Genomic DNA, 6,667 nt, shown 5'->3' on the forward strand with positions numbered 1-6,667 from the left:
GGCCTATTGCGTCACTGGAGTCCGTTGCAAAAAAACAAGGGATGCTGCATTATCGCAGCATCCCTTTGTATATTCCGGGCTCCGAGCCCTCAATGACGACCGCGCCGGTCGCCTTGGCGTAGAAATCCTTCGGGCCCGCACCACCGATCGCGGCATAACCGTAGCCGTCCATCCGCATTAAATAGAGCGTATAGAGCAGCAGCTGTTTGCCGATGCCCCGGCCCCGTTCCTGCTCATCGACGCCGGTCGGTCCGAAGAACCCTTTCATCGTGGTATCGTAGCAGGCAAACCCTAGCAGCTTGCCGTTTTCCGTAGCGATGATGCAGGTAATCGGCGCTCGGGAGAAGGCTACCTCGCACTCACTGACCCAGTGCGCGCTGAAGTGCTCGCCTACCCATTTCGCGACAACGTGCTTCTCCGGGCCGATCGCCCGGCGAATCGTAACTCCGGTTCGCGCCTCGTACTGCTCCACCGACTCGAACGGGGGCAGATCGTATAACTTTACTAACATATCGGACATGATCGCTTATCTCCTTTGTTAGAAAGACGTGGTTTTGAGGGCTATTATACGTCTTACCTTCCCATCCGACAACCGTTTTCGAACAAGACAGACACCACGCCATCAGATCAGGCCAAACGTCTCGTCTCCCGTCATTCTACCGCTTCGATGACATACTCCTTGTATCTTCCGTAGTCGCTTTGCCGACACTCCAGTGCCAGCTTCGTGCCATCCTCCTCGTAACTCGTCTCCAGCACGTTGGCATGTTCGTTCAGGTAAGAAACCAGCGATCCCTTATCGTAGGGAATCAGCATGGTGCACTTGATATAGTCCTTGAAAATCCGCCGGCGGATTTCGTCCACCAACTCGGCGATGCCGATGCGGGGTTTGGCGGCCAGATAGACGACATCTCCCTTCACTTCCGGTATGGCCTGTTCCGTCCGGTCGGACTTGTTATAGGCATAGATCGCCGGAATGTCGGTAATGCCGATTTCTTTTAACGTCTGATGCGTGATCTCGATCATCCGCGCGAATTCCGGGTTGGAATAATCCACGACGTGGATCAGCAGGTCGGCTTCGGAGACTTCCTCCAGCGTGGATCGGAACGCCTTGACCAGGTGATGCGGCAGCTTGCTCACGAACCCAACCGTATCCGTCAGCAAAAACGCTTTATTATCCTCCAGCGGGATATTGCGGACGGACGTCTCCAGCGTGGCAAACAGCATATCCTTCTCCAGCACCTGCTTCTCCTGCCCGGGACTATACGTCTCGAGCAGCGCGTTCATGATCGTCGATTTCCCCGCATTGGTATACCCGACGAGCGAGACGACGGGCACGTCGTTCTTCTTGCGCTGCTTGCGCTGGGTTTGGCGGTGGGCGACCAGCGTCTCCAGCTCGCGGCTGAGCGCGGTGATCTTCTCCTCGATCCGCCGGCGGTCGAGCTCCAGCTTCGTTTCCCCCGCGCCGCGGTTCTTCGTGCCGACCCCGCCGCTTTGGCGGCCCAGCGATTCCCGCAGCCCGACGAGCCGCGGCAGCATGTACTTCAGCCGGGCCACCTCGACCTGGAGCTGGGCCTCGCGGGTTTTAGCCCGCTCCGCAAAAATATCCAGGATCAGCAGCGTCCGGTCAATGACCTTGCACTGCAGATCGGATTCCAGGTTGCGGAGCTGCGACGGGGACAGCTCGTCGTTGAAAATAACGAGGTTGCCGCCGTGCGCCTCCAACAGCGCCCGTACCTCTTCGATTTTGCCCGTGCCGATATAATGCGACGGGGTGACCTTGGGCAGATTTTGCGTGAGCACGCCAACGACTTCGATGTCGCAAGCCTCCGTCAAATTGGCCAACTCTTCCATCGAATAGTCGAAATCCGCCTGATGATTCAAATTCACGCCAACCAAGATGGCTTTTTGCTCCAATTGTTGTTGTAGTTGTTCTGTCATAACCGAGTTCCTCCCTTTAGGAAAAAAATAAACACAGGCACGGCACCTGTGTTTACGCAAACGGTTCCCAAAACAGCCCGAAACCCGCGAACAAAGGATAACCATCCCCGTCCGCGTTCCCGGCCAAATCAGGCATATTCTATTCTAAAGTTCCATGCGGTTCCCTTTATCATAGCACACCTATCCCGTTCGCCCTGCACAGGTGCAGAGCCTTTGGCAGTATTCAATTAGCCGCGCAAAGTGGTGAAACGGAATTTAATGTACAACACACGGAACCCTCCGTTCTTATCATAGTGATTCCAGTTTATCACAATTCGTATTCGTTCACAATCGAGGAGTTCCTTTTAAGCTGGTCCGTATGGATTTTCCCGTCTACGATTTCAATGATGCGACGGCATTTTTTTGCAACCTCCATGTCATGTGTGACGATGATAATTGTCTTGCCTTCTCTATTTATTTCCTGTAATAAATCCATAATTTCCTCTCCGGTTTTTCGATCTAAATTACCGGTAGGTTCATCTGCCAAAATGATTTCAGGTTCCCCTACCAAAGCTCTTGCGATGGCAACCCTTTGTTGTTGTCCCCCTGATAATTCATCCGGCTTTTTATGCACGTGTTCTTCCAATCCCACTTTTTGGAGATAGTATCTTGCCTTGGCAACCCTCTCTTTATTTCTTAACCTTCGATAGGTGAGCGGTAGCATCACATTATCCTGTGCAGTGTAATCCTTCAGCAAGGCAAAATACTGAAACACAAAACCGATCATTTGATTTCTCGTGATATGAATCTTATGTCTTCTGACCTGATTCACAGATTGGCCCTCTAAAAAATATTCACCTTCGGAGGGGGAATCCATCAGGCCCAAAATATTTAACAAGGTGCTCTTACCGGAACCTGACGGGCCCATAATCGCAACCAACTCTCCTTGATTAATTGTCAGGTTAATGCCACTCAAGGCTAGAGTCTCATTGGATTTATGACGATACACTTTTTTAAGTTCGCGCAATCTGATCACCTCCATTATTCCATCCCTCCGATTAATGATTTGATCTCTTGTTTTCGAATATATGGATACACAATATAACTCGAACAGACCAGAATTGTCATTAAAATGATGAAAATGAGCAGAAAAATAGGACCATTCATTTTAAAATCCAATACACTAGCCATATCAAATTCGCTTGATTTCTGTAACAGTCTATTGAACTTCGATATGAAATACGCCAAAGATAAGCACGTGCCCATAACCCCAACAATTGAATTTTCAATAATGATTTGACCTAATATCCCTCGCGTGCTCTCACCTAGAGCCAATTTGATTCCAAATTCTCTTTTCCTAATCATAATGGACACGATTGTCGTAATTGCGATACTGATTATCGAGAATAGGATAAAGGAACAACCTAATATAAGTTGAGGAATTTGCGCATAGAAAGTGGCCTTTATATTTTCTCCAACATCTTTCCCTAGACTGTTTAGACTTATATTCACTTTACTCTCTGGAAGTTGAATAATCCGAGTTAACTCATTCAGATTTGCCCCTTCTCGCAACTTCAATACGGTGCCATAGAATAGCCTCGAATACATGGAATCATAGTTGTTGTATCGATCTTCAGGCATAGGAATTAACATGGCTTTATTCAAATTCAAATAAACGTTTGTAGAATTATTATTTACAATGTACTTGTCAGGCAAAAAACCGTTAATTCTGTATTGATCATTAATGAAATCACCTATTTTAAAATATTTTTTGAAATAAGATCCGACGAGAACATTGACTTGTTGATTGTGATTCTTATCGAAATCCTGTCTGGAAAAGCCTTGGCCTTTATCTAACTTCAGGTTTAAAAGGTGATAATAGTTTTCATCAATGACGATTGCATTTATATAAGGATCATCAAGCCCGTCGCTTTTGGTCATCTCCTTCATCAATCTGCTGTCGAGCGGGCCTTTTTTTTCGTCAAGTATTACAATATCCTCATAGTAAGTGCCATATGAAAGAACATCCTGATGATGATCAAGCATTCGATATAATTTCTCAACTTGTTGCTTATCATTTTTATATCTTTCAGTCTCAACCATCCCGAAATTTTTTCCGGGAACAACTAGATAAGTACTGTCCAACTCTAAAAGCGAGTTATTACTCAGGTAGTAAAAGTTATAAAATATATTGCCGGAACTTGTTATGGTAGATAATCCATATGTAAATTGAATCAGCAGAAGTACGGAAATTACCCATCTGTTTCGCAGCGCCTTCAAAGCATCTCTCATTCTGACCATAGCGCGTCTACTCCTTTAATGCTTTGGCAGGTTCAATTTTTAATATATGCAAAACCGGTACAATCGAAGTTATTAACGCAATTATCACGGTAACCAAACTCGCAAGGATAAAAACATATGAACTTGCGCTAATGAGGTAACTTGTATGCTGAAAAATTCCGGCACTTGATTTCGTCAAAAGCAACTGAATGAAGATGGAGCCAAGTGTCGCTAGAAACGCACATAACAATAACTGAGTAATAATATGCACAAATAAATTGAGATTGCTTGCTCCTAAAGCTTTTCTCAAAGCAATATCTTTTCTTTTTAGATAAATCCACAAATAGCTTACAATGATACAATTGATTAAAGCGATCGTAATAAGTTGATACGGGTAACTTAGTACTTCCTTCACCATACCCCTTGCGTCTTTTGCTTGTTTATAAACACTGGTTTCATCTTTCATGTTCGCTTTTACTTCATTATCAAGTTCGCTAATCTTGGAAATAAAAGAACTTATTTCGTACTTTGGATTTTGATTTGATCTGACCAACAACTTCAAAGATTTGCTTCGTTCGATGTTACTTTTAATTGGATCCGGCAAACTGTTCAAATGAATATATGCCTTTAAATGATATGCATCGCTTAGGCCCCTTCCAGCAATCCCTACGACATTATATTCACTGCCCAATACATTGATGGTCCCGACATGATTGGATACTATTTTACCAACGATTATCTCATTGGATTCCGACTCCATCATCGTCCCATTAAGTATTGGGGGGGACCATAACTTATTATTTAAGAGCCCTGTAATTATCATCAAGCCATGTTCCGGATCATTAACTGTGAAATCATTGGTAATTACACTTGAGTTACCAAAATTTGCTTTTGCGATTTTCTGTAGTTCATCGAGATTTATCTCCTTTAGGTTCGTTATTTCCAAAGAATAATAATATCGAAAATGACCGTTTAAGGAATCATAAAAGATTTCATCGAAATAGGACTGGGTTGAAAGAGCGATTTGTATCGGTAATATCGTGAAGAGAAATCCAACAAAAAGCATTATGAATATTTTTCTGCCTATAAAAATATCTTGTATGATCTGTCGCATTTTTCCTCCAAAATAACCAAAACATGAATAGGGCAGATTTTGCCCTATTCACATTCTGGGTTTTATTATTTCTAAGATGTTATATTTTAAAAATGGTCTTACTGAAATCGAATGCTTTTAGTAATTGGGGTACCACCATCTGTCGTGATCCACTCATGATATGAAGTACCACTGCTAACTGGACTGCTAGAAGTGAAAAAAAGACTAACTCTATCAGTCGAAGATGCTGGATTCTTAGGTACAAATCTGTAGTCGCCATTACTAAGACTAGCTGCAACAGTGATTTGGTAAGTATAAGGTTCATTTGCTTGAGCAGTGTATGCATGTACATCTGCAATTGCCCCAACTCCTGTCCAATCTGCCCAAGAGTCCCAAGTGATTGACGCAGATGCTACCGAAGAAATAGCTCCTACTAAACAGGCTGTCAATCCTAGCGTAGCAAACGATTTTTTTAATAGATTTTTCATAACGCAATCTACTCCTTTTCTTTTTTGTTGCGGCCACATCCATATTTTACCTTATGATTTCACCATATTCCATATATTTACTGAAATTTTACATATTTTACAATTTGCATCGTGCTTCACTAATTCTCTGCAATGCACCTTGCAGAGCAACCGAAACAAAGCCACTGAAACAATTTTTCCCTTTCCGCGTATATAAGGAAGAACGAAAGAACAATGGATGGCGCACGCAGTCGGCGGCCTTACGTTGTTGGTCAAAACAAAGGAGGCGGAGCATATGGGCGGATTCGATCCTTCTCCGTTTGGCGGAGGCGGCTTCGCGAGCGGCGGCGATATCATGTTTACGATCGTCCCCGTTTTTATGGTCATTATCTTTGTCGTCTTCATCGTGCTGATGATTTCCAATGGGGTTCGTTACGCCAAGAACGCCCGCTCGCCGAGGGACACGAGATATGCGCGGATCGTCTCTAAGCGGATGGACGTGCGGCGCAGCTCCAGTCACATGAACGAGAATAACGCGATGCACCGCTCGTCCTCCCGGACCTACTATTACATCACGTTGGAGTTCGATAATGGCAGCCGTCAGGAATACTTGGACGTGAAAAATCTGTACGGCCTCGTCGCCGAAGGCGATATCGGTTATGCCGCCGTCCAGGGCGACTGGATTGTAGCGTTCGAGCGCGATACGGCGCCGCGTCCAAGCGGCGGTACTTGCTAACTCTGCCTCTATGCATGAGGCACCAGAAAAAGAAGGTGTTCCAAGGATGATCTTGGGACACCTCTTCGCTTGCTAGAATAGCGCGATAAAATCACCTAATTTCGCAGAAAAATAGCTAGTATTGAGAAATAGGAACTTTTCATCACTCTATTTACTCCAAAAAGCCGCTTATCC

The 6,667-nt window shown here is 44.8% G+C and carries 7 protein-coding genes; 1 reads left to right on the forward strand and 6 read right to left on the reverse strand.

Translation table 11 applies throughout. The features are described 5' to 3' along the window. Window positions 1-49: 49 nt before the first annotated feature. The 6 genes from MJ257_RS20675 to MJ257_RS20700 all read right to left on the reverse strand — a co-directional run bounded on the left by MJ257_RS20675 (window position 50) and on the right by MJ257_RS20700 (window position 5,778). The gene (locus MJ257_RS20675; protein ID WP_240271033.1) at window positions 50-520 is read right to left on the reverse strand and encodes a GNAT family N-acetyltransferase; all 471 of its coding nucleotides are present in this window, start codon (window positions 518-520) and stop codon (window positions 50-52) included. 131 nt (window positions 521-651) lie between these two features. Continuing rightward, window positions 652-1,938 carry a GTPase HflX gene (gene hflX / locus MJ257_RS20680; RefSeq protein WP_240271034.1) on the reverse strand — a complete coding sequence of 429 codons (1,287 nt, stop codon included), beginning with the start codon at window positions 1,936-1,938 and terminating at the stop codon, window positions 652-654. Between the two features lie 307 nt (window positions 1,939-2,245). Continuing rightward, window positions 2,246-2,959: an ABC transporter ATP-binding protein gene (locus tag MJ257_RS20685; RefSeq protein WP_240271035.1), complete on the reverse strand. Its 714-nt coding sequence runs from the start codon at window positions 2,957-2,959 to the stop codon at window positions 2,246-2,248. Next, a complete protein-coding gene (locus MJ257_RS20690; protein ID WP_240271036.1) occupies window positions 2,959-4,218 on the reverse strand; it encodes an ABC transporter permease in 1,260 nt (419 codons plus the stop codon). Before MJ257_RS20690 ends, MJ257_RS20685 begins: the two co-directional genes overlap by 1 nt. 7 nt (window positions 4,219-4,225) lie before the next feature. Continuing rightward, window positions 4,226-5,311, reverse strand: coding sequence for an ABC transporter permease (locus tag MJ257_RS20695; RefSeq protein WP_240271037.1), 1,086 nt, complete (start codon window positions 5,309-5,311; stop codon window positions 4,226-4,228). Window positions 5,312-5,409: 98 nt separating this feature from the next. After that, window positions 5,410-5,778, reverse strand: coding sequence for a hypothetical protein (locus MJ257_RS20700; protein ID WP_240271038.1), 369 nt, complete (start codon window positions 5,776-5,778; stop codon window positions 5,410-5,412). A 334-nt stretch (window positions 5,779-6,112) separates the two neighbouring features. Between MJ257_RS20700 and MJ257_RS20705 the strand changes: the two genes are divergently transcribed. Next, window positions 6,113-6,493 (forward strand): DUF2500 domain-containing protein, encoded by a 381-nt coding sequence (locus tag MJ257_RS20705; protein ID WP_372489864.1) that lies wholly within the window; start codon window positions 6,113-6,115, stop codon window positions 6,491-6,493. Window positions 6,494-6,667 lie beyond the last annotated feature (174 nt).

Origin of the sequence: Paenibacillus timonensis (assembly GCF_022427145.1) — a bacterium.
In the GTDB taxonomy this organism is placed as follows: Bacteria; Bacillota; Bacilli; order Paenibacillales; family Paenibacillaceae; genus Fontibacillus; species Fontibacillus timonensis.